This window comes from Actinophytocola sp. (assembly GCF_050699915.1).
Classification (GTDB): Bacteria; Actinomycetota; Actinomycetes; order Mycobacteriales; family Pseudonocardiaceae; genus Actinophytocola.
The window spans coordinates 51,006-74,356 of sequence record NZ_JBOHGA010000001.1; the positions used below are offsets into that span (position 1 = coordinate 51,006).

A 23,351-nucleotide genomic window follows, 5' to 3' on the forward strand; every position below is an offset into this window, starting at 1 on the left:
CCTACTTTCCTGCCGGCGCGGCCCACCGCAGCAAGCACGCGCCAATGGATATTCCGCCGCCGAACCCGGCGAGCAGTACCAGGTCCCCGTCCGCCAGCCGGCCCGACCGGTTCGCTTCGTCGAGCGTCACCGGTACGGCCGCACTGCCGACGTTTCCGTACTTCTCGACGGTGCGATGTGTCTGCGCACCGGTGAGTCCGCACCGCCGAACCAGTTCGCCGAGCAGCACGCCGTTCGCCTGGTGGGGTACGAAGTGTGCGACCTGCCCGAGGCTCGTGCCGGCGCGCGTCACCAGCTTCTCCAGGATCGGGGGGATCTCGTGCATCACGATGTCCGTGACGCCACGGCCCTGCATCCGAAAGTAGTGGCGTCCGTCCGCCACGGTCCGATCGGTCGACGGCTCGCGGCTGCCGCCCGCCTCCACTCGGATGAGCTCGTGCGCGTCGCCGCGGCTGGCGAGCTCGAAGTCGACGATGCCGCGGTCGTCGGGTACTTCGCCGACGACCACGGCGCCGGCGCCGTCTCCGAAGAGCACGGCGGTGCCACGGTCCTCGAAGTCGAGAATCCTCGAGTAGACGTCGGCGCCGACGACGAGGGCATGGCTGCCCGGTCGCAGCGCGACAAGGCTCTGGGCCAGGACGAGGCCGTGCACGAAACCGGCGCACACCGCGTTGACGTCGAAGCATGCCGCACCGAACGCGCCGACGAGGTTCTGCACCAGGCACGCCGTCGGCGGCTGGGGATGGTCGCCGGTCGATGTCGAGACGATGAGGTAGTCCACCCGCTCGACCGGGAGATTCGCGTTCGCCAGCGCGTCGCGTGCCGCGCCGGCGGCGAGGTCGGAGGTCGCCTCGTGGGCCGCCGCGTATCGCCGGGTGCGTATCGCGGTCTTCCGAAGGATCCAATCGGAATCGACGTCCGGAATGCGCCCGGCGATTTCGTCGTTGGTTCTCACGTCGGCAGGCAGCTGGGATCCGGTTCCGAGAATTCCGATGGACATTGGCGCCCTCACCGTCGGGTTTACATTGCCCCGACGCTAAGCAGCCGTCGTCGCGAGACGCAACGCGTCATGCGAATATCTAGTCCGGCTCATGCCTGAGTGCGAGCGTGGAAATACCGTGGAATGGATGCCAGATGACCGCAGGGAAACGCCGCGCGAGTCAGATTCGACCGGATCGTGGACAGGCGACGTTACGGTGAGCAGATGACGAGCACGCATGACATCACGACGCATGACGTCACCACACCCGGCCCGCCACGGGTCGAGGAGGTCAGCGACGGGATCTACGCCTACATTCAGCCCGACGGCACCTGGTGGATCAACAACGCCGGGTTCCTGGTCGGCCGGCGCGGCGTCGTCAGTGTCGACTCGTGTTCGACGGTGCGCCGGACCCGCGCCTACCTCGACGCGATCCGGGGCGTTTCCGACCAGCCCGTGCGCATGCTGATCAACACCCATCACCACGGGGACCACACGTTCGGCAACTTCCTGTTCGACCAGGCGACGATCGTCGCGCACGAGGCGATCCGCGAGGGCATCGCGACCTACGGCATGCCTCGCTCGGCGCCGTTCTGGACCGATGTGGACTGGGGCGATGTCCAGCTGGAGCCACCATTCCTCACCTACACCGAGGGCGTGACCGTGTGGGTCGACGACCTGCGGTGCGAGGTCGCACACGTCGGCTCAGCGGCACACACGACCAACGACTCGATCGTGTGGGTGCCGGACCGGGAGCTGTTGTTCTGCGGCGACCTGCTGTTCAACGGAATCACGCCGTTCCTGGTGCAGGGCTCGATCTCGGGTGCGATCAACGTCCTGTCGGACGTCCTCGCGCCACTTGGCGCGAAGACGATCGTGCCTGGCCACGGCCCGGTGACCGGTCCGGGACTGATCGACGACACGATCGCCTACCTGCGGTTCGTGCAGCAGGCGGCGCGCGACGGCCGGGCGGCCGGGCTTCGCCCGCTCGAGGCGGCCCGAGAGCTGGATCTCGGTGAGTTCGCCGGCCTCAAGGACTCCGAGCGCATCGTCGGCAACCTGCACCGCGCGTACGCCGAGGAGGACGGCGTCGCGCCGGGTGGGCCGATCGACGTGCCGGCCGCGCTCCAGGACATGGTGGCGTTCAACGGTGGCCGGCCGATGACCTGCCACGCCTGACCGTCCATCCTGTTCGGACGGACGAGCCCGAAGGGGTCAGAGCCAGCCGTTCTCGTGGGCCAGTCGGAAGGCCTCGGACCGCGAGTTCACGCCGAGCTTGTTGACCGCCGCCGTGAGGTAGTTGCGCACCGTGCCGGCGGAGAGATGGGTGCGCGCGGCGATCGTGGCCACCGGCGTGTCGTACTCGGCGAGCCGCAGCACCTCCACCTCGCGCGGCGTCAGCGGGCACTCGGGCGCGGTCAGCGCGTCCGCGGCCAGTGCGGGGTCGACATAGCGTCCGCCGCCGTGCACCCGGCGGATCACATCGGCGAGCGTGCCGCCCGGCGACCCCTTCGACAGGAAGGCCTTGGCGCCGGTGTTCAGCGCCCGTTGCAGGTGTGTGGGGCGGGCGTGGCCGGTGAGGATCACCACGGCGCAGGTCGGCAGCGTCCTGGTCAGCTCGGCCGTGACCTCCAGCCCGTCCAGCTCGGGCATCTCGAGGTCCACCACGGCGACGTCCGGACGGTGCGCCAGTGCCTCCTCGACAGCGGCCCGCCCGTCCGCCGCGTGACCCACGATCTCGAGATCCTCCTCGAGGTCGAGCAACGCGGCGACCGCGGTCCGGATCAGGTCCTCGTCGTCGACGAGCAGAATCCGGATCACGTGGTGGACCGAACGGTGGCCTCGAGGGTGAACATCCCGTCCCGCTCCCAGGTGTGCAGTTCGCCGCCGGCATCCCTCAGCCGGTCGGACAGCCCACGCAGACCGTAGCTGTATCGGTCCGGCCGCCCACCCCCGACACCATCGTTCACGATCGTCATCCGCGCCTCACCTCCTTCGTGGACGACGTCGATCGTGCACCACTGCGCGTGACTGTGCCGCATGACATTGGTACTACCTTCGCGCAGCACCGCGACGAGCGAGGCAGCGGCATCGGCGGAAAGGCCGGCGTCGGGCCGAGACACCGTGCAGCGCACGCCGGAGGACCGCAGAACCTGTGCCACGGCATCGACCTGGTCACCCAGGTCGACCTCGCGATAGCCGTGCACGACTTCACGCATCTCGGTCAGCGTGGACGCCGCGAGGCGGCGAACCTCGTCGGCCTCGCGGCCGGCCCGCTGGGCGTCGAGTGGCGCCAGCCGCGACGCGAGCTCGGCCTTCAGGGCGATCGCCGACAGGTTGTGGCCGAGCAGATCGTGGATGTCCCTGGCGAACCGCAGCCGCTCCTCGGTGGTGGCGAGCTTGGTCAGCGCCTCGCGACCTTCCTGCACCCGTACCAGGAACCGCCACCCCCACAGGTGCAGCCCGTTCCAGACGGCCACAGAGAGCCCGAGCCCCGCGGTGATCACGACGTAGCCGCCGACCGAGCCACCGAACCACCACGCCGCGGCGGCGGACACGGCGGTCGTCGCGACCATGACGATCACGGCGGCGCCCACCCTGCGCAGCAGCAGCGGTGCCCAACCGACGATCGCGGAGCTGAGGAACGCCCACGTCTGCCACTGGTCGGCGCCCACCGGCCCGACCAACGGCAGCGAGAGCACCGACGCGGCGGCGAAACCGGCCAGCAACCGCCTGTCGGTGCTCGCGCCCAGGCCCGGGGTGATCGCGCGGTACAGCGCACCGGCAAGGCCGGCGGCGAAGCCCAGCACGCCGACCGAGCCGAGTACAATCCACAGTGGACCGTCGGCGAAAGTCAGTCCGACTCCGGTCATCACCAGGCTGAACAGCACACCACCGACGATCGCGAGGATCGTGACCAGTCGCGCCCGCGCCATGCGACGGCTCGACGGACCCGTGTCCGGGGCATCGGTCACCGCGGTGAGGCTGACGAACCGGTCTCCGGTGATCATGAGTGCCGAGGCTCCCACCGGAAGCAGCGCCTGGTGAGGTCGGCGGCGATGAGCAGCCACATGGCCAGGCCGGCGAGCCAGGGCAGCGCGCTGAGGGTGCTCTCGACGAAGCTCGGGTCCGAGCCGCCAAGCTCATGCCCGAGCCAGCCGGTTCGCAGCACCTCGGTGAACGGCCCCATCGGCAGGTACGCCGCGACGCTCTCGACGCTCTCGGGCAGTACGCCCAGTGGAAGTAGTACTCCCGGCGACAGCAGGAAGATCGTCACGGTCGGCAGCGTGGTCAGCATCGCCGCCTCGGCGCTGCGGGTGACGGCGGACAGCGCCGCGGCGAGTGCCGCGAGCACCGCGGCGCCGAGCAGCATGGCCAGCAGCATCGTCAGCGGGTTGACGGGCACCGGCATGTCGAGTACCAGCACCCCGTAGCCGATCAGCAGCACCGCCTGCGCGAGGAAGATGAGCACCGCGGCGCTGGCCGCGCCCGCGAGGATCGTCGGACCGGACGGCAGGCCCGCGCGGAGTCGCTTGAGGACCATCTCCTGCCGCCGGGAGGCGTAGGACGTCGTCAGGTGGTGGTGCACGCAGAAGACCGCGATCATCCCGATCACCCCGGACACACGGGCGACTCTGCCCTCGGTGTCGTAGTCGCCGCTGATGAGCAACACCGCCACCACCAGCGGGGTCACCACCGACATCACGGTGGCGGCCAGGTTTCGCCGCAGCAGCAGCAGTTCCATGCGGACCAGCGCGGTGAGCTGTCGCCCCACGCCGGGCACGCCTTCCGTCCGCTTGTCCATGGTCGCCGGGGTCATCGGGTGGCCTCCGTTCGTTCCTGGTCGTGGTCGGCGGCGTCGTCGTCTGTCGCGATCTCCATGAAGACGTCCTCGAGGGACGCGGGCCGTGCAGCGAGGCCGTGCAGCGTGATCGCGTTGCCGTTCGCCCATGCGAGCAGCTCCGTGAGATCGGCCTGCAGGTCGTGGGACTCGTAGGTGACCTGGTCGCCGGCGGTCTGGGCGCCCCGGCCGAGGTCGGGGAGCTGTGGCACGTCCGCCGGAACCTTGAAGGTGATCCTGGCCGGCAGCGTCCGCACCACCGTGTCCGGAGCTCCGACCGTGACGATCTCGCCGGTCTTCATGATCGCCACCCGGTCGGCCAGGCTCTCGGCTTCCTCCAGGTAGTGCGTCGTGAGCACGACCGTGGAGCCCTCCTCCTGCAGTCGGCGGATGACAGTCCAGGTCTGGCGTCGCGAGGCCGGGTCCATCCCGGTGGTCGGCTCGTCGAGGAACAGCAGCTCCGGACGGCCGAGCACGGCGAGCGCCAGCTCGAGCCGGCGGCCCTCGCCGCCGGAGAGCTGTGAGACGGCGACCTTGTCCTTACCGGTCAACGACACCAGCTCGAGGGCTTCGGCGGCGGGACGGGGACGGGCGGTGAACGAGCGCCAGAGCTCGAGGGTCTCGCGCACGGTCAGCGCGTCGCTGAACCCGCCCTTCTGCAGCATCACGCCCGTGCGCGGCCGCAGGGCGGCGCGGTCACGGACCGGGTCAAGGCCCAGAACACGGACCCGACCCGAGGCCGGCCGGTGAAGGCCCTCCAGCGCCTCGACGGTCGTGGTCTTGCCCGCGCCGTTGGTGCCGAGCAACGCGAACAGCTCACCTTGTCCTACCTGCAACGATATTCCACGCACCGCCTCGAAGGTGCCATAGATACATCGCAGATCGTCGATGTCGATCACGTTGGCAGTCATGAACTCAGCATGGCGGTGGCCGCCGACAACACCTACCCCCGCGATGTCATGAGTCGACCGGGACGAATTCATGGTTTGGCCGTGTACCTGCCGCAACGCCGGCCGGGCCGGAAACCGCGAGCCCAGCACAAGTGAAATGCAACCGCACGCGGCCATCGTGGGGCGCGTCCTGTCCGGCATCCGTCGTTCTGGAGGCGCTACGTGATCGGCTTCAGCTCAACGCCCGACACCAGCCTGGACAGCCAGGGTGGCCGGTGCATGTACGAACAGTTGGATCGACTTCGGGCGGCGGGACCGGCGGTGCCGGTGGAACTGCCGGAGGGCTTCCGCGCGTGGTCGGTGACCCGGGGCGAGGTGGTGAGGTTCCTGCTGTCGCATCCGGGCGTCTCACGAAACCTCGTGAAGAACGTTCCGGGATACGTTCCCGGAGAGGTGGCGTGGCTGTCGCCGTGGGTGGACGTCGAGTCGATGTCCACGGCGGAGGGCCGTGAGCACCAGCGGCTGCGCAAGCTGGTCGCGCCGGCGTTGACGCCCAAGCGCATCGACGCGATGCGGCCGCGGCTGGAGGTCATCGCCGGGAACCTGCTGGACGGCCTGTCGGCCAGCCCGCCCGATGAGCCCGTCGACCTGCACACGGCGTACTCACAGCAGCTGCCGACCAGGATGATCTGCGATCTGTTCGGGGTTCCGGACGGGCTGCGACCGGAGGTGCTGCGGATCCTGCGGGTCGTGTTGAACACCGACAACGTGCCGGAGGAGGAGTCGGCAGCGGTGTTCACGGACATGAACGTGGCGATGCGAGAGCTGATCGACACCAAGCGGCGTGCACCGGAGGACGACCTGACGAGCTTCCTGCTGGCTGCTCGCGTGGAGGGTGAGGCGCCGCTGTCGGAGCAGGAGCTGGTGGACATGCTGCTGCTGCTGATCGGCGGCGGGAGCCAGACCACGGTGTCTCTGATCGACCACACGGTGCGGGAGCTGCTCGCGAATCCCGATCAGCTGGCCACTGTGCTGACCGAGCCGCGGCGATGGCCCGACGCGATCGAAGAGGCGCTGCGGGCACACTGCCCGGTATCGTCACTGCCCATGCGATGGGCCAAGGAGGACATCGACCTCGGCGACGGAGTAGTGATCCGCGCCGGGGACGCGATCCTGGTCAACTATCTCGCATTCGGTCGTGACCCAGACCTGCACGAGGATCCGGACGTGTTCGACGTCGATCGCGCGGACAAGGAGCACCTCGCCTTCGGCGCCGGGCCGCACTTCTGCCCCGGTGCGCGGCTCGCCCGCTTGGAGGCCGCGGTGGCCGTTCCCGCGTTGTTCGACCGTTTCCCGCGCCTCGCGCTGGCCGTCGCACCGGAGCAGGTCGAGTCATTGCACTCGTTCATCGCCAACGATGTCGCGGCGCTGCCCGTGCTGCTGCGTCACCGCGACGTGAACGCGACATGAGTTTCACCGGCTTAGTCGACCGAACCAGGCGGATCCTGGACGAGGCGAGATACCTGTCATTGGCCACCGTGTCGAACGACGACCGACCGTGGGCGGCGGTCGTCCAGTACGCCTGGGTCGCCGGTCCGTTGCGCTTCCTGTTCGGCTCGCCGGCCGAGTCGAGGCACAGCCGCCACATCGCCTCCCGGCCGTGGGTCAGCGGCTCCCTGTACGTTGCCGGCGACCCGACGTCCCTCACCTCCGTGGACGGTGCCCAGTTCACCGGGCGTTGTTTCGAGCTGGGCGCCGAGGACGTGGCGCGCTTCCACGCCACCTTCTACGACGCCGTACTGCCCGATCCCCAACAGCGTGCGGAGTGGACACTTCCGGAGTCGGACCTCGTCGCCCCCGCCGCCCATCGGCTCTACGTGGTCGACGTCGAGCGATGGTGGCTGGTCGACACCCGTACCTGGGCACAGGACCGCGTCGACCGCCGTGTCGAGATGCCGTTGTCCGAGCTGTCACGTTGACCGGCGGTCGTCACTCGCGGGGTGTCAGCCCTCGTCGAGGCCGTCGGCGAGGACCGACCAGAAGATCGCCTCGTAGGCATTGACCATCCGCGCCGTTCGTACGGCGTCGGCGGCGTTGTCTCCTGTGGACAGTCCGGCCGCGAGCACCTCCGCTGCCTGGTCCTTCATGCTCTGCGGAGTGTCGGCGAAGAAGAGGAAGTGGCCGACTGCTTCCTCGGAGAACCCGTACCGCTCGCGCAGTGTGGCGGCCACGCGAGCGTAGGTCGCGCCGGACTCCTCGACGTTTGCCAGCAGAGCGAGTGCCGCCTCGCTGCTGGTGCCGTACATGGAAGTCTGAGTCAGGTAGGCGGGATACGCCTGCGCGAGCGGATGCGGCTCGTACCCCGCCAGGTCGTGGTGCCCCACGTCGAGCGCCGAGGCGAAGTCCATCAGCAGCCGCAGCGCCTCGGCCTCGCCGCCGGCCATCGTGAGGAAGAGATCTCCGGCCGGCGGCGCGGAGAAGCGGGCCGCGAGCAGCGCGAAGCTCCGTCGATCGCTGCCCACGAGCCGGTACAGCTCACAGGCCAGCCGGCAGAGTCGCTCGGTCGGCACCTTGCCCGCGTCGAGCAGGTCGAGAAACCGGTTGTGTGCGGCCTGCTTCGCGATCTCCTGGCGTGCAAGGTCGACAAGGCCCTCGACGTCGTGGTCCATGTTCGTATGGCAGCACCGGGCCGTGGACGCTGTCCATATATGCGAGCCGGACCCAAGCGTGTCGCCACCGGGACACGAGATTTCCTTGTGACGCTTGGGCGCGTGACCAGGGAAGAGAGAGTGAGGTACCCGCTCCGGTATACAAGTTACCTATACGGGGCTAGGGTATAAAGGCATGACCGACGACAACGACGACGAAGGAAGTCCAATGTCCGCTGCGAACCTCTCACCTGAATCGCGTGCCGGACGTCGGGAATGGATCGGGTTGGGCGTGCTGGTACTGCCGTCCATGCTCCTGTTCATGATGCTCACGATCCTGTTCCTGGCCATCCCGCACATGGCCGCCGACCTGGCGCCCAGTAGTACGGAGATGCTGTGGATCCTTGACATCTACGGTTTCCTGATGGCCGGGTTCCTGGTCGCGATGGGCACGTTGGCCGACAGGATCGGCCGCCGGAAGCTGCTCGTGATCGGCGCTGCAGTATTCGGTGTCGTCTCGATTCTCGCCGCATACACCGACGAACCGGCCATGATGATCCTCTGGCGGGCGATCCTCGGCATCGCGGCCGCGACACAGATGCCCTCGACGCTGGGCCTGATCTTCACGATGTTCCGCGACGCGAAGCAACGCGGAATCGCCATCGGTGTGTGGGCCGCCGGCATCTCCGCCGGTGTCGCCCTCGGCCCGTTGCTGTCCGGAATCCTGCTGGAGGCGTTCACCTGGCGCGCGACCTTCCTGGTCGCGGTGCCGGTCATGGCCGTGGTCGTGATCGGAGCACCCCTGCTGCTGCCCGAGCACCGCGACACGAACGCCGGCCGGCTGGACCTGGTCAGCGTGCTGCTGTTGCTCGCCACGCTGCTGCCGTTCATCTACGGCATCAAGGCGCTGGCCAAGGACGACCCGCTCGCGGTGGCACTGCTGACGGTCGCGGTCGGGCTCGGCTTCGGCGCGTGGTTCGTCATCCGCCAGCTGCGTTCGGATGCTCCACTGCTGGACGTGCGGCTGTTCGCGAACCGAACGGTCAGCGGCGCCCTGGGTGTGTTCATCCTGGCCGCGTCCGCGCTGGGTGGCGTGTACCTCCTGTTCACGCAGTACCTGCAGCTCGTCGCGGACCTCTCGCCGCTGGAGACGGGGCTCGCGATCCTGCCCGGCGCGGCGCTGCTGGTGGTGGTCTCGGTCGTCGCACCGATCATCGCTCGCCGGGTCCGGCCCGGGTACGTCATCGCCTTCGGCCTCGCCGTGCAGGTGATCGGCTACCTGATGCTCACCCAGGTGGAGAGCACGTCCGGGCTGCCACTGCTGATCGCGAGCTTCATCGTGCTCTACCCGGCGGTCAACCCGGCCATGGCGTTCACCACCGACCTGGTGGTCGGATCGGTGCCGCCGGAGAAGGCCGGCGCCGGCTCGGGTCTCAGCACCACCGCGAACGACCTGGGCATCTCGCTCGGCGTCGCGCTGCTCGGCAGCATCGGCATCGCGGCCTACCGCAGCGAGATCGACGGCACCCTGCCGTCTGGGCTGCCGGCCGAGGCGGCCGCGTCCGCCAAGGACAGCATGGACGGCGCCGTCGCGGCCGCGGGTGCACTGCCCGCCGACCTGAGTGCGGCCGTCCTCGAGCCGGCGCGGGCCGCGTTCACCAGCGGGTTGAACCTCGCCGCGATCGTGGCCGCGGTGATCGCCGCCGCCGGTGCGATCCTCGCCGCGGTCCGGCTTCGCCACGTGCCGCCCACCGGCTCGGCCAAGGCCGGGCAGGACAGCGACACGAAGTCGGACGAAGCGGAAACCGTGTAAGGAATTTCAGCCCGGCGGGTTGGAGACGGGATGGCCATCGTGGAACAGTCCGGAACCAGTGGGTCCGATGTGGACATGACCGCACCAGACGCGGCTCGGCCGAGCTTCGGCCGCGGGCTGTTCCACGGCCGGCCGCGAATCGATCTGCTCAACCTGCCGGGCCCCCTTTCCCGCCTGGACGAGGAGAGCGAGGATTTCCTCGCCCGGTTGCGGGTTCTCTGCACCGAGATCGACGGCCGACGGATCGAGCGGGAGAATCGGATTCCTCGCGAGGTGATCGCCGACCTGAGGAACATCGGCGCCTTCTGTATCAAGATTCCCAAGGACTACGGCGGGCTGGGCCTGCCGGGCGTGTGCTATCACAGGGCGCTGATGCTCGTCAGCACCACGCACCCGGCGCTGGGGGAGCTCCTCGCGGCACACCAGGCCATCGGGTTGCCACAGCCGATCCTGCTGTTCGGTACCGAGGAGCAGAAGCGCGAGTTCCTGCCGCGGTGCGTGCGGGAGATCTCCGCGTTCGTCCTTACGGAGCCGGATATCGGCAACGACCCGTTCCGCATGCACACCACGGCGGTGCACAGCGCGGACGGCTCCGGCTACACCCTCGACGGGGTGAAGTCCTGGGCCACCAACGGCACGCTCGCCGAGCTGCTCGTCGTCATGGCCATGGTGCCGCCCTCCGACCAAGGCCCGGGAGGCATGACCGCCTTCGTCGTGGAGGCGCGCGACCCGGGTGTCACGGTGGAACACCGCAGTGCCTTCCTCGGCCTGCGCGGCCTGGAGAACGGAACGCTTCGGCTGCACGAGGTCCTGGTGCCCGCGTGCAACCGGATCGGCGGCGAGGGCGACGGCCTCGAGGTCGCACTGGCGGCGCAGGGCACCGGGCGGCTGTCGCTGCCGGCGGTGTGTGCCGCCGCCGCGAAGTGGAGCCTCAAGATCGCCCGGGAGTGGTCGCGGGTACGGGTGCAGTGGGATCGCCCCATCGGCGAACACGAGGCGGTGGCCGGGAAGATCGCGTACATCGCGGCGACCGCGTTCGCGCTGGAGGCCATGGTCGAGGTGTCCGGCCGGCACGCCGACGCCGGCACGGTCGACACCGGCACCGAAGCGGAGCTGGCGAAGCTGTACGCGTCGGAGAAGGCGTGGACCATCGCCGACGAGCTCGTGCAGATCCGGGGAGGGCGCGGCTACGAGACGGCCGAGTCGGCGGCGGCGCGCGGTGAGAAGGGCGTGCCCGCCGAACAGGTCCTGCGCGACCTGCGGATCGGCCGGATCTTCGACGGTTCGAGTGAGGCACTGCGGGTCTTCATCGCCCAGGAGGCCCTCACCGGCGGTGTCGAGACCGGCCGATTGCCGGACATCGTCGGCGCGACGCGGGTCGGCGCGTGGTACGCGCGGGCGCTGCTCAGCCCTGGCGCCTCCGTGCTGCGGCCCGCCGACTTCGGCGCGCTGGCCACGCACGTGCGTTACGTGGAGCGTGCGAGCCGCCGCCTCGCCCGAAGGCTCGGCCGGCCCCGCTGGGCGGATGTCGAGGAGCGCCAGCTGTTCCTCGGCCGGATCGTCGACATCGCCGCGGAGCTGTACGCGATGAGCGCGAGCTGTGTCTACGCCCGGGCCCGCGCCGAGGACCGCGACGCGGCGACCGCGCTGGCGGACACGTTCTGCCGCCAGGCGCGCGGCCGGGTGGCGGAGCTGTTCGACCGCCTGCGCCGCAACACCGACGACCACGACCGTGCGGTGGCACGCCAGGTTCTCGACGACCGGTACACGTGGCTGGAGGACGGGATTCTGGACCCGTCGATCGACGGGCCGTGGATCGCGGAGCCGGCCCGGGACCCGTCGCGCCCAGCCAACGAGCGCCGTAACGCGGCATAGGGGAGTCGCCGCACGAAACGGCCGGACGGGAGACCGTCCGGCCGTTTCGTCCACCCGGGACTACGCCGGGACCGCCTCGATCAGCGACAGCGGGCCGGCGGCCCGCGGCGACACCGACCGAACGGCGAAACCGGTCTCCTCCAGCATCGCGCGGAAGCGGCTCTCCGTCCGCTCCCGGCCGCCGGAGTTCACCAGCATGTTCATGTCCGTGTAGAACATGATCGGGTCGCCCGACGTCGCGGTCTCCGGCAGGATCGACCCGACGATCAGCAGAGTCGCCGCGTCCGGCATGTGCGCGCGGCACGTGCGCAGCAGCGCGCATGCCGGCTCGTCGTCCCAGTCCTGGAACACACTCTTGATGATGTACAGGTCACCCTCGTTCGGTACCGCCTCGAAGAAGTCGCCCGCGACCACCTCGGCCCGGTCGGCGACACCGGCCGCGGCGAGGACGTCGCCGGCCTGTGCCACGCCGCTGGGACTGTCGAGCACGACCCCGTTCACGTGGGCGTTCGCCGTGAGGATCGCCGCGAGCAGAGTGCCGTCGCCACCACCGATGTCGACGACTGACTTGACGTCCGCGAAGTCGTACGCGGCCGCGATCTGCCCCGCCGAGATCCGTGCCTCCTGGCTCATCGCCTGGTTGAACAGCGCGCTCAGATCCGGGTTGTCGGCGAGGTAGGAGTAGATGTTCTGGCCCAGGACGTGGTTCCAGGCGGCCTCGCCGGTACGCACGGAGTGGTCGAGTCCCAGCCACGCGCGGAAGTGCGACTCGTGGCAGAACATGCGGGTGAAGGCGTAGAGCGAGTTCGGGGAGTCGGAGCGCAGCTGTGCGCCGACGTCGGTGAGCCCGAACCGTCCCGGCTCCGGCTCGGTGGTGATCCCGACCGCGGCGAGCAGGCGCAGCATCCGGCGCAGCGACGGCTCGTGCGAACCGGTCGCCGTGGCCAGGTCCGCGCTGGTGCAGACCCCGTCGTGGATGAGGTCGGCGATCTTCAGCTCGGCCGCCAGACCCAGGGCGTGGGCGGCCATGTACCCGCCGATCATCTCGATCAGCTGTGCTCGGTTGCGCATGCTGTCGGCGATGTTCTCGCTGGTCATCAGGACACCTTTCAGTTCGGTTGGGACAGGCGGTGCCGAACCCAGACGTTGGGCTCGACGTAGACGGCGCGGTCGAGCTCGACGCTGACCTCGACCCGGGTCAGCGCGCCGGGCACCACGACGGGTCCACTGGTGTCGAACGGCAACCCGGTCCAGCCCCGCCACTGGGCGAGACTGCCCGCGATCGTCATCGACACCGGGCAGACCTTGAGGAACTCGCCGCCCACCCGCGCGTGCACGCGCAACCAGGGATCCTCGGGCAGCCCGTCGGGGCGGGTGCGTGCGACGTAGTCGCCCATCGAGAGGTCAGGCTCGGTGTGCTTGTGGCTGGGCCGGACCGGCACCACCACGTCGGTGAAGCCGCACCGCCGCGCGTGCTCGGCCAGTGCCCGAAGGGTGTGTTCGGACAGGTTCCGGGACCGCTTGCCCGGCACGACCGCGACCTCGAGCGCGCACAGGGCGGTCAGCTCGGCACCCGCGTAGGTGTCGTGCATGCTCTGGCGCAGCACCTCGTCCCAGCCGGTGTCGGGCAGGCCGGCCGCGTCGCCGTCCCACGCGAACGGCACGCTCGCCGCCCGTGCCACGACCTCGGTGCCGTCGAGCACCACGAGCTGGTGCTGGGCGTGCTGCTCGAAGGCCCAGTCGACGAGTACCGGGTCCGGGCGGATGTAGTCCGGCCAGGTCGCCTCCATGGTCAGCATCGCGAGCTCGAGGTCGGGCCGATCGGCAAGCGACACCGCAGGCAGGTCCGTCGTAGTAGACATGTGTCCTCCCGGGGACTCAGGCGGCAAGGCTGCGAGCGGGCTGCGGGTCGCTCGGCAACGCGGCGCGGACGCCGGCGTTGGCCCGCAGCAGCTCCAGGTAGCGGGAGCGCGGGATGGTGACCGCGCCGAGCAGCCTGGCGTGACCGCCGTCGTGCTGGACGTCGACGGCGACGCCGCCGCTGTCGGCCACCCGCCGCGCCAGGCACGCCACTGCGACCTTGGCCGCGCCACTGCGCCGGGCGAACTGGGAGTCGGCGCTGAAGATCCCGCCGACCCGCACGCCGAACGTCCCACCAACCAGCTCGTCGCCGTCCCACACCTCGGCACTGTGCGCGTGACCGGCCGCGTGCAGCCGACACAGGCCGGCCACCAGTCCGTCGGTGAGCCACTGCGGGGTGCGGCCGACCCGGCACTGGTGCACCACCCGCTCGAAGCAGGTGTCGAGCGTGGTGGTCCACTCGACCTTGTTGCGCAGCTGTTGGGCCAGGCTGCGCTGGATGCGGAGCTGGTCGACGAAGATCACCGGGCGCGGGTCGGGCGAGCACCAGGCGACCGCGTACGGGTTGCCGTCGTCCCTCGCGTCGTCGATGACCCGGACCCGCCCCGCGTCGATGTCGGCCCCGGCGGTGATCTCGTGCATGATCTGCTGTTCCTCGGTGTCGGCCGGGAACGGGTACAACCCGTGCCGGTACGCGTCGAGGAGGCTTGCCGGACTGAGGTCGTCGCAGAAGGCGACCGGGCCTTCGGCGGGGGCGTCGGTCAGGTCGAGAGCGGCCCAGGGCGACGTCACTTCGGGAGTCAGCCGGTCCATCACGCCACCCGCAGGAAGTCGATCGAGGTCAGGTAGTCGATGTAGCGGTCGAGCATCCCCTCGTCGACCGGTGGGATCTCGATCCCGCTGCCGCGCAGCGCATCCTCCACGTTCGTCCGCGTGAAGCCGGGGAACGTGGTCTCCAGGTACATCTCCGCGACGCTCATCTGACCCTGCGCGCACCGGTCGATGAACAGCGGCGCGAACGGCGTCATCGGGTGGTCCGGCTGCTCGATGGCGACCCGGACGAGCTCGTCGAGCCACTCGCTCCACGAGACGTCGCGGACGTCGTGGCCGTGCGCGCGCAGCCGGTCCGCGAGCATGGCGATGTTGACCTTTCCCGGGTTGGTGAGGTGGTAGACCTCGCCGGTCGGCAGCGCGCGTGCGGCGATGTGTGCCACCGCGGCCGCGAAGCAGTCGACGGGCGTGTAGTCCAGGGGCAGCTCCGCTACCGGAACGGTGCCGGTGTCGACGACGAACCGCTTCATCGCACACATCTCGGTCGCCGTGTTCCACGCTCCGGTTGCCCGGTCCCCGGAGATGTCGGCCGCCCGGTAGATGGCCACCGGAAGGCCCTGTTCCGCCGCGTTCCGCAGCAACGCCTCGGCGACCCACTTGCTTTCCACGTAGCCGACCGACAGGTGGTCGGCATATGCGGCAGGGGTCGTTTCCGAGACGTGGCGGACTCCGGCGGTGCCGAAGCCGGCGATCACCGCCATGGTCGAGGTGTAGTGGATCGGGATGTTGCGGTGGCGCCCGGCCATCCGGATGAGCTCCCTGGTGCCGGAGACGTTGGCCGGTCGCATGTGTGAGTACGGATAGATGAAGTTGACCCGCCCGCCGGGGTGGTGGATGACGTCGACGGTGCGGGCCAGGGTGTCGAACTCCGCCTCGGACAGGCCGAGCAACGGCTCGGCCAGGTCGCCGGGGAGCGCGACGATCCGGCCGGTGTCGAGGTACGGGGCGAGGTCGTCGTCGAGGTAGTGGCGCCAGTTGGCCCGGACGCGCTCCGTCGCGCTGCCGGGGTCGTCGGCGCGGACGAGGCAGTGCACGACCGCGTCCGTCGAGGCCAGCAGCTCACGCAGCAGGTAGATCCCGAGGAAGCCGGTGGCTCCGGTGAGCAGGATGTGCTCGGGGCTCTGCCAGCGCGGCGGGTCGCTGACCGATGCCTGGATGGGTACGTCGAGCTCGGCCTCGGCCTCGAAGTCCACCCGCCGGCTGGTGTCGTCGCCCCCGAGTGTGCCGGCTCTGGCCGCTTGTACGGCCTGGGCGAAGCCGCGCAGTGTCGCGTCCTCGAGCAGCAGCCGGATCAACGGGCGGACCTGGGTGATCAGGACACCGAAGGCGCCGCGGGCCTTGGCCAGCAGCTCCGCGGCGAGGATCGAGTTGCCGCCGAGGGCGAAGAAGTTGTCCCCAGGGTTGACGTGGTCCACGCCGAGCACCTGGCACCACAGCCGCGCGACACCGCGCTCGAGCACGTCGGCACCCTGCCCGTCCGTGTCGTCGTCCGCGTCCGCCGGAGCGGCCGTCTCGGGCTCGGGCAGGGCGGCCAGGTCGACCTTTCCGTTCGACTTCAGCGGCATCTCGGGCAGCGCCACGAACGAGGTGGGCACCAGGTGGTCGGGCAGGTACCGGGACGCGAAGTCCCGCAGCTCCCGGGCCTCGAACTCGCCACCCTTCGGCACGGTCACGTACGCCGCGAGCTGCCGCTGCCCGCCGCGCTCGTAGTCGGTGACCACGACGTTGTCGACCAGCGGGTGCGCGGCGAGGGTCGCCTCGATCTCGCCCGGCTCGACGCGGAAGCCGCGGATCTTGACCTGTCGGTCGATCCGCCCGGCGACCTCCAGGTTCCCTTCGGGTGTCCAGGTGCCGAGGTCGCCGGTCCGGTACATCCGCGCTCCGGGCCTTTCCGCGAACGGGTCCGGCATGAACCGGCCGCCCACGTCCTCGGCGAGGTAGCCGCGCGCCACGCCGCGCCCCGCGATGTAGATCTCCCCGCGCCGGCCGGCCTCGACCGGGCGCAGCCCCTCGTCGAGCACGTACACGGACGTTCCGTGCAACGGCTTTCCGACCGGCGCCGAGCCGCGGGCCGGCAGCACGTCCGTGGTCAGGTCCATGACGCACGAGGTGATCGTGGTCTCGGTGAGCCCGTAGGCGTTGACCAGCCGGGTGTGGGGCAGCAGTGTCAGGGCGGTGCGGCAGTCCTCGGCCAGCACGGCTTCGCCGCCCACGATCACCAGGCGCACCGGCAGCTCGGTGGGCCGGCCGTCGAGCTCGGAGAGGAAGCGACGCCAGTAGGCGGGCGTCAGGTCCATGACGGTGACGCCGTGCCGGCGAAGCTGGTCGGGCAGCTCGCTCGGGGCCCACGCGAGGTCCGGCAGCACGAGCGTCGCGCCACCCAGCAGCGACACGGTGATCTGCTCGATGGACGTGTCAAAGGACAGCGCGCCGAACTGCAGCACCCGATCGGACGGGTTGACGCCATACGAGTCGGTGAGCTCGCGGCTCACGTGGCTCAGCGAGTCGTGGGTGACCACGACGCCCTTGGGGGTTCCGCTCGACCCCGACGTGTAGATGACGTAGGCCGCGTCGGCGCCGTCCACCGGGATCGCCGGCGGGGCCGTGGAAAGGCCCACGCCGGCCGTCGCGGTGAGGGAGGTGACCGGGAGGTCGGCGAACCGGGGATGGTCCTGCTCGTGGGCGATGACCGCCGCGCAGCCGGTCTCCTTGGCGAACGCCGCGATGCGACCGTCGGGCGTCCCGGGTTCGACCGGCAGGTACGCCGCGCCCGCCTTCCAGATGGCGAGCAGGCTCACGATCGTGTCGATCGACCGTTCCAGATGGACCATGACAACGGTGTCCGCTTCGACACCCGTGTCGAGAAGGCAGTTCGCGAGCTGGTTCGAGCGCACTTCCAGGTCGGCGTAGGTGATCCGCTGATCTCCCTGGACAACCGCGATGTCGTCGGGTCGGGATACGGCACGCGCGGCGAACAGTTCGTGGACGTTCGGCTGCCGAGCGATGTTCATATAACCCCTTTGGTACTCGAACATGGCTGAAGTTGTCTGTTCGCAGTCGTCACTTCAACGTTATGAAGAGCCCTTGAGTCTGGGTTGCGACGCGGTTGCGGAATATTCGAGTGCCGCGGCCGCGCTTTAGGGACATGGCCCACGGCCACCTGATTCGTCCGCTGTGCGACCGGGCCGCTAGACCCCACTTCGACACTCTGTTCCCGAGCAGCTCCCAGGCTGAGGAGGACCGGATGTCTGAAGTCCAGTCACGCACGGTGTTGCTGGCGGCGCCGCGGGCGTTCTGCGCCGGCGTGGAGCGCGCGATCGAGATCGTCGAGCGCCTGCTCGCCGCCCGAGGAGGGCCGATCCACGTACGCAAGCAGATCGTGCACAACGCCCACGTGGTCGCCGAGCTCGAGAAGCGTGGTGCGGTCTTCGTGGACGAGCTGGACGAGGTGCCCGCGGGCGCGACTGTCGTGTTCTCCGCGCACGGCGTCTCACCGGCTGTGCGCGCGGAAGCGGCCCGGCGTGGTTTCGAGGTCTTCGACGCGACCTGTCCGCTGGTGAGCAAGGTCCATGCCGAAGCACGGCGCTACGCCGATCGCGGGGACACCGTGCTGCTGATCGGTCACGCGGGCCACGAGGAGATCGACGGCACGCTGGGGGAGGCGCCGCGCCAGACGGTTCTGGTGCAGTCCGTGGCGGAGGCACACACGGTCGAGGTGCCCGATCCGGACCGGGTTTCGTACCTGACCCAGACGACGCTCGCGGTCGACGAGACCGCCGAGATCGTCGACGTGTTGCGGCAGCGGTTTCCGACGCTGCGCGGTCCCGGCTCGGCGGACATCTGCTACGCGTCGACGAACCGGCAGGCCGCCCTGCGCGCGATCGCCGACGAGTCGGATCTCGTGCTCGTGGTGGGCTCGACGAACTCGTCCAACACGCGGCGGCTGGTCGAGCTGGCCCGAGGCCGAGACCGCGCCGCGTACCTCATCGAGGACGCCGATGCGATCCGGCCGGGCTGGCTCGACGCCGTGGCGGTCGTTGGAGTCACCGCGGGCGCGTCCGCCCCGCCCTACCTGGTCAAGGAGGTCGTCGACGCGCTCTCCGAGCTCGGGCCGATAACCGTAGCCGAACGTGAAGTGGCCCAGGAGACCGTCGAGTTCACCATGCCCGGGGCCATGCGATCGCTGTGACCTGCAATTACCGTGCGGTGGACCGGAAATTGCCCGCCGGTGGGTTTGAGATGTACCCCTCCTGGGTATGGTACCGATATGAAGACATGGACGAAGCTAGCGGCGTTCGTATTCGCTCTCGTGTTGGTTTTCGGTAGCGCCTACGCGGTCGGCAAGCTTGTCGGTCCGATGGGCGGTGAACCGGCGACCGGGCCGGCCGCGGCGGCACCCGCTGCCGAGGAGGAAGGCCCTGGCGGTCTGATGATCTCCCAGGAGAGCATGACGCTGAAGGTGCTCAGTGACAGTTTTCCCGCTGGCACCAAGCAGATGTTCGCCTTCCAGATCCAGGAGCGCGACGGCAAGCCGCTGACGCGGTACAAGCCGCAGCACGACAAGCTGCTGCACCTGATCGTGGCGCGGCATGACCTGTCGAACTTCCAGCACGTGCACCCGACCATGGGCTCTGACGGCACCTGGCGGATACCGCTGACGCTGCCGGAGGCGGGGGAGTATCGGGTCTTCGCGGACTTCTTCCCGGCGTGGGGCAAGCACGCGACGACGCTCGGCGCGGATGTCTCGGCATCGGGGAACTACCAGCCGAAGCCGCTGCCGGCGCCGTCGAGCACCGCGGCCGTCGACGGCTACACGGTGACGATGAGCGGCAAGCCGGTCGCGGGCGAGTCCAGCAAGCTCACCCTGCACGTGTCGAAGGACGGCCGGCCGGTGACCGACCTCCAGCCCTACCTCGCCGCCTACGGGCACCTTGTCGCACTGCGGGACGGGGACATGGCCTACGTCCACGTGCACCCGGACGGCGAACCCGGCGACGGGAAGACCAAGCCTGGCCCGGAGATCGTGTTCCACACCGAGGTGCCGACCTACGGCGCGTACCGGATGTACCTGGACTTCAAGCACCAGGGCGTCGTGCGCACAGCCGAGTTCACGGTGAACGTCGAGGGCCCGAACCCGCCACCGCACGGCCTTTCCCCTGAGGAGTTCGAGAAGGCCAAGGACGCCAACCTCGGGGGCGAGGAGGGTTCCGAGTCCGGTGGCGAGGAAGGCGAGTCGGGAGGTGGGTCCCATGAACACGGCGGCTGACAAGCTCGAGCTGCTGGTCGGAGGGATGACGTGCGCGTCGTGCGCGGCGCGGATCGAGAACCGGCTCAACACGCTCGACGGCGTCGACGCGACCGTCAACTACGCCACCGAGAAGGCGAACGTGCGGCACCCGCCGTCGCTGTCAGCGGCCGAGGTGATCGCCGCGATCGAGGAGATCGGCTACACGGCGAGACGTCCGGCGCTGTCCGCCGGTCGGTCCGCGAGGTCCGATGTGGACGGTGTGGCCGCCGAGGACGACGGGAACGCGGCCGACGAGCACGACATCGAGCTGCGCGAGGCGCGGAACCGGGTGTGGATCACCGCCGTGCTCACCGTGCCGGTGATCGCCCTCGCGATGTTCGAGCAGCTCCAGTTCGAGTACTGGCAGTGGGCGTCGCTGGCACTCGCCGCGCCGGTGGTCGTGTGGGGCGCCTTCCCGTTTCACAAGGCCGCGTTCGCGAACCTGCGGCACGGTGCGGCGACGATGGACACGCTGATCTCCGTCGGCACCATCGCGGCGTTCCTGTGGTCGCTCTACGCGCTGTTCCTCGGCACCGCGGGCACGCCCGGCATGACACACCCGTTCCGCATCACGATCGAACCGACGGCCGGCGAGGGGAACATCTACCTCGAGGTCGCCGCCGGCGTGACGTTGTTCATCCTGTGTGGACGCTACCTCGAGGCGCGCGCCAAGCGCCGTGCCGGCGGGGCACTCCGCAAGCTGCTCGCGCTCGGGGCCAAGGACGTCACGGTGCTGCGGGACGGCGCCGAGGTGATCGTGCCCATCGGCGAGCTCACGGTCGGCGACCGGTTCGTGGTGCGGCCCGGCGAGAAGATCGCCACCGACGGCGTGGTCGAGCAGGGCTCGTCCGCGGTGGACGCCAGCATGCTCACCGGTGAGTCGGTGCCGGCCGAGGTCGGCACCGGCGATGAGGTCGCCGGCGCGACGGTGAACGTCGGCGGCCGACTGGTCGTGCGGGCCGTGCGCGTCGGCTCGGACACCCAGCTCGCGCAGATGGCCAAGCTCGTGGAGGACGCGCAGACCGGCAAGGCCGCGGTCCAGCGGCTGGCCGACCGGGTGTCGGCCGTGTTCGTGCCCGGCGTCATCGGTCTCTCGCTCGCCACGCTCGGCTACTGGTTCGGCAGCGGGGCACCACCTGCGGCAGCCTTCACGGCCGCGGTGGCCGTGCTCATCGTCGCGTGTCCGTGCGCGCTGGGCCTGGCCACGCCGACCGCGCTGCTCGTCGGCACGGGTCGCGGGGCGCAGCTGGGCATCCTCATCAAGGGACCGGAGGTCCTGGAGTCCACCAGGAAGGTGGACACGGTGGTGCTGGACAAGACCGGCACCGTGACCACGGGCGAGATGTCCCTTGTGGACTTCGTGGCGGCCGACGGTGTCGACGGCGACGAGCTGCTGCGGCTCGCGGGCGGGCTCGAGGCTGCTTCGGAGCACCCGATCGCCAGGGCGATCGCGGCCGGCGCGCGGGAGCGGGTCGGGGAGTTGCCGGAGGTAGTCGACTTCGTGAACGAGGCGGGTCTCGGCGTACGCGGCACCGTCGACGGTCACGACCTGGTGGTCGGCCGTACCGCACTCCTCGACGCCTGGTCCGCACAGGTGCCGGCGGAGCTCGCGGCGGCCGCGCACACGGCCGATGCGACCGGGCGAACTTCGGTGACGGTGGGCTGGGACGGCGCCGTCCGCGGCATGCTGGTGGTGTCGGACGCGGTGAAGCCCACAAGCGCGGCGGCGGTGGCACAGCTGCGGGAGCTCGAGCTCTCCCCGGTCCTGCTGACTGGCGACAACCGGGCGGCGGCTGAGGCGGTCGCGGCGGAGGTGGGCATCACCGACGTGGTGGCCGAAGTGCTGCCGGCCGGCAAGGTCGACGAGATCAAGCGGCTGCAGGGCCAGGGCCGGGTCGTGGCGATGGTCGGTGACGGGGTCAACGACGCCGCCGCGCTCGCCCAGGCCGACCTCGGGATCGCCATGGGCACCGGCACGGACGTGGCGATCGAGGCGAGTGACCTGACCCTCGTGCGGGGTGACCTGCGGGTGGCAGCCGATGCCATCCGCCTGTCGCGCCGCACGCTCGGCACGATCAAGGGCAACCTGTTCTGGGCCTTCGCCTACAACGTCGCCGCCATTCCGCTCGCGGCGAGCGGTCTGCTCAACCCGATGCTCGCCGGGCTGATCATGGCGGGCAGCTCGGTGTTCGTGGTGTCCAACAGCCTTCGTCTGCGGCTGTTCTCGTCCCGCACGGCGTAGCGGCGAACGTCCGGTCCGAAATTTGGCGGATTCATTTCGAAGCCCTCGGAACTGATCGCGACCCCACAACGACTTCTCCTATGTACCACAAAAGAATTCTGTGGACGTAGGAATCGTCGCATGTAGTCGGTCGTCAATCGTACGAAGGACTTCTTATGAAAATATCCCCGCAGGCTGGCAAGAAGTTCGGCGCGATCGTGGAGGGCTTCGACGCCGAGACGGCGTCGGCGGACGAGATCGTGGAGCTGAAGAGGGCCGTCTACGCCAACAAGATCGCGGTGCTGAAGAACCAGGACCTGAGCGCCCAGCAGTTCCACGCGCTGGGCAAGCGGATGGGCGAGACGGGTGCGTACTACGAACCGGTCTACCACCACCCGGAGGTCGCGGAGGTCTTCGTCTCCTCCAACGTCAAGGAGGAGGACGGCCGGCAGATCGGCGTGCCGAAGACCGGCAAGTTCTGGCACTCGGACTACCAGTTCATGCCGGAGCCGTTCGACATCACGCTGATCTACCCGCAGGTGGTGCCGTCGAAGAACCGCGGCACGTACTTCATCAACATGGCGGAGGCCTACGAGAGGCTCTCCGAGGAGCTCAAGGTGGCCGTCAAGGGAACCACCGCGACGCACAGCGTGCTGCAGTACTTCAAGATCCGCCCGACCGACGTCTACCGGCCGATCTCCGAGATCATCGACGAGGTCAACGCGAAGACGCCACCGGTGACCAGCCCGACCGCGGTGACGCACCCGGCGACGGGGGAGACCGTGCTGTATGTCAGCGAGGGCTTCACGATGTCGATCGAGGACGCGGATGGCACGCCGCGACCGGACCTGCTGAAGGAGCTGCTCGAGGCGACGGGTCAGCTGGACCGCACCTACGAGCACGAGAACATCCACCTGCAGACGTTCGAGAAGGGCGACATGCTGGTGTGGGACAACCGAAGCCTCATCCACCGGGCGCTGCACACCGCGACGCCGGAGCCGGCCGTGTCCTACCGGGTCACCGTCTACGACGACCACTCGACGGCATAGACCCCAGACGTACGCACACGGGTCGCGGAGTCGACCGGCGGCGGCCCACGGCCGTCC

General features: G+C 69.5%; 20 protein-coding genes. 10 read left to right on the forward strand and 10 right to left on the reverse strand.

From position 1 onward, the window contains the following. Window position 1: 1 nt before the first annotated feature. Window positions 2-1,000, reverse strand: coding sequence for a 3-oxoacyl-ACP synthase III family protein (locus ACRDSK_RS00210; RefSeq protein WP_431437746.1), 999 nt, complete (start codon window positions 998-1,000; stop codon window positions 2-4). A 204-nt stretch (window positions 1,001-1,204) separates the two neighbouring features. Between ACRDSK_RS00210 and ACRDSK_RS00215 the strand changes: the two genes are divergently transcribed. Continuing rightward, window positions 1,205-2,158 carry an MBL fold metallo-hydrolase gene (locus ACRDSK_RS00215; protein ID WP_431437748.1) on the forward strand — a complete coding sequence of 318 codons (954 nt, stop codon included), beginning with the start codon at window positions 1,205-1,207 and terminating at the stop codon, window positions 2,156-2,158. A gap of 36 nt (window positions 2,159-2,194) precedes the next feature. Here ACRDSK_RS00215 and ACRDSK_RS00220 read toward each other — a convergent pair whose 3' ends face one another. From ACRDSK_RS00220 to ACRDSK_RS00235, 4 genes are read right to left on the reverse strand one after another with little or no spacing between them, the layout of a single operon-like run. Continuing rightward, on the reverse strand, window positions 2,195-2,800 hold the full coding sequence (locus ACRDSK_RS00220; RefSeq protein ID WP_431437749.1) for a response regulator transcription factor: 606 nt from the start codon (window positions 2,798-2,800) through the stop codon (window positions 2,195-2,197). Further along, window positions 2,797-3,990 (reverse strand): sensor histidine kinase, encoded by a 1,194-nt coding sequence (locus ACRDSK_RS00225; protein WP_431437750.1) that lies wholly within the window; start codon window positions 3,988-3,990, stop codon window positions 2,797-2,799. Before ACRDSK_RS00225 ends, ACRDSK_RS00220 begins: the two co-directional genes overlap by 4 nt. Then, window positions 3,987-4,799, reverse strand: a complete 813-nt coding sequence (locus ACRDSK_RS00230) for an ABC transporter permease (protein WP_431437751.1) — start codon at window positions 4,797-4,799, stop codon at window positions 3,987-3,989. The genes ACRDSK_RS00225 and ACRDSK_RS00230 overlap by 4 nt, the downstream gene beginning before the upstream one ends. Continuing rightward, window positions 4,796-5,731 (reverse strand): ABC transporter ATP-binding protein, encoded by a 936-nt coding sequence (locus ACRDSK_RS00235; RefSeq protein WP_431437752.1) that lies wholly within the window; start codon window positions 5,729-5,731, stop codon window positions 4,796-4,798. Before ACRDSK_RS00235 ends, ACRDSK_RS00230 begins: the two co-directional genes overlap by 4 nt. A gap of 258 nt (window positions 5,732-5,989) precedes the next feature. Between ACRDSK_RS00235 and ACRDSK_RS00240 the strand changes: the two genes are divergently transcribed. Further along, complete coding sequence (locus ACRDSK_RS00240; RefSeq protein WP_431437753.1) at window positions 5,990-7,180, forward strand: cytochrome P450 family protein; 1,191 nt, start codon at window positions 5,990-5,992, stop codon at window positions 7,178-7,180. Then, on the forward strand, window positions 7,177-7,689 hold the full coding sequence (locus ACRDSK_RS00245; RefSeq protein ID WP_431437754.1) for a pyridoxamine 5'-phosphate oxidase family protein: 513 nt from the start codon (window positions 7,177-7,179) through the stop codon (window positions 7,687-7,689). Before ACRDSK_RS00240 ends, ACRDSK_RS00245 begins: the two co-directional genes overlap by 4 nt. 24 nt (window positions 7,690-7,713) lie before the next feature. On the opposite strand, the gene ACRDSK_RS00250 is transcribed toward ACRDSK_RS00245, so the two are convergent. After that, window positions 7,714-8,379 carry a hypothetical protein gene (locus ACRDSK_RS00250; RefSeq protein ID WP_431437755.1) on the reverse strand — a complete coding sequence of 222 codons (666 nt, stop codon included), beginning with the start codon at window positions 8,377-8,379 and terminating at the stop codon, window positions 7,714-7,716. A gap of 175 nt (window positions 8,380-8,554) precedes the next feature. On the opposite strand from ACRDSK_RS00250, the gene ACRDSK_RS00255 reads away from it, so the two are divergent. Together ACRDSK_RS00255 and ACRDSK_RS00260 are read left to right on the forward strand one after the other, a co-directional pair. Then, on the forward strand, window positions 8,555-10,171 hold the full coding sequence (locus ACRDSK_RS00255) for an MFS transporter (protein WP_431437756.1): 1,617 nt from the start codon (window positions 8,555-8,557) through the stop codon (window positions 10,169-10,171). A 75-nt stretch (window positions 10,172-10,246) separates the two neighbouring features. Continuing rightward, window positions 10,247-12,046, forward strand: a complete 1,800-nt coding sequence (locus ACRDSK_RS00260; protein WP_431437757.1) for an acyl-CoA dehydrogenase family protein — start codon at window positions 10,247-10,249, stop codon at window positions 12,044-12,046. Window positions 12,047-12,106: 60 nt separating this feature from the next. On the opposite strand, the gene ACRDSK_RS00265 is transcribed toward ACRDSK_RS00260, so the two are convergent. The 4 genes from ACRDSK_RS00265 to ACRDSK_RS00280 are packed head-to-tail and all read right to left on the reverse strand — an operon-like array spanning window position 12,107 to window position 17,652. Continuing rightward, entirely contained in the window at window positions 12,107-13,144 is a 1,038-nt protein-coding gene (locus tag ACRDSK_RS00265) for a methyltransferase (protein WP_431437758.1), read from the reverse strand. 11 nt (window positions 13,145-13,155) lie between these two features. Continuing rightward, window positions 13,156-13,908, reverse strand: a complete 753-nt coding sequence (locus ACRDSK_RS00270; RefSeq protein WP_431437759.1) for an N-acetyltransferase — start codon at window positions 13,906-13,908, stop codon at window positions 13,156-13,158. Between the two features lie 16 nt (window positions 13,909-13,924). Further along, on the reverse strand, window positions 13,925-14,719 hold the full coding sequence (locus ACRDSK_RS00275; protein WP_431437760.1) for a leucyl/phenylalanyl-tRNA--protein transferase: 795 nt from the start codon (window positions 14,717-14,719) through the stop codon (window positions 13,925-13,927). Next, the gene (locus ACRDSK_RS00280) at window positions 14,719-17,652 is read right to left on the reverse strand and encodes an amino acid adenylation domain-containing protein (protein ID WP_431437834.1); all 2,934 of its coding nucleotides are present in this window, start codon (window positions 17,650-17,652) and stop codon (window positions 14,719-14,721) included. Before ACRDSK_RS00280 ends, ACRDSK_RS00275 begins: the two co-directional genes overlap by 1 nt. Between ACRDSK_RS00280 and ACRDSK_RS00285 the strand changes: the two genes are divergently transcribed. The 5 genes from ACRDSK_RS00285 to scoE all read left to right on the forward strand — a co-directional run bounded on the left by ACRDSK_RS00285 (window position 17,560) and on the right by scoE (window position 23,294). Further along, a complete protein-coding gene (locus ACRDSK_RS00285) occupies window positions 17,560-17,778 on the forward strand; it encodes a hypothetical protein (RefSeq protein WP_431437838.1) in 219 nt (72 codons plus the stop codon). The genes ACRDSK_RS00280 and ACRDSK_RS00285 overlap by 93 nt on opposite strands. Before the next feature lie 203 nt (window positions 17,779-17,981). Further along, window positions 17,982-18,926: a 4-hydroxy-3-methylbut-2-enyl diphosphate reductase gene (ispH, locus tag ACRDSK_RS00290; protein ID WP_431437761.1), complete on the forward strand. Its 945-nt coding sequence runs from the start codon at window positions 17,982-17,984 to the stop codon at window positions 18,924-18,926. Between the two features lie 78 nt (window positions 18,927-19,004). Continuing rightward, window positions 19,005-20,003, forward strand: coding sequence for a hypothetical protein (locus tag ACRDSK_RS00295; protein WP_431437763.1), 999 nt, complete (start codon window positions 19,005-19,007; stop codon window positions 20,001-20,003). Further along, entirely contained in the window at window positions 19,987-22,266 is a 2,280-nt protein-coding gene (locus tag ACRDSK_RS00300; RefSeq protein WP_431437765.1) for a heavy metal translocating P-type ATPase, read from the forward strand. Before ACRDSK_RS00295 ends, ACRDSK_RS00300 begins: the two co-directional genes overlap by 17 nt. A gap of 155 nt (window positions 22,267-22,421) precedes the next feature. Continuing rightward, window positions 22,422-23,294: a (3R)-3-[(carboxymethyl)amino]fatty acid oxygenase/decarboxylase gene (gene scoE / locus ACRDSK_RS00305; RefSeq protein WP_431437766.1), complete on the forward strand. Its 873-nt coding sequence runs from the start codon at window positions 22,422-22,424 to the stop codon at window positions 23,292-23,294. The last annotated feature ends 57 nt before the right edge of the window (window positions 23,295-23,351 follow it).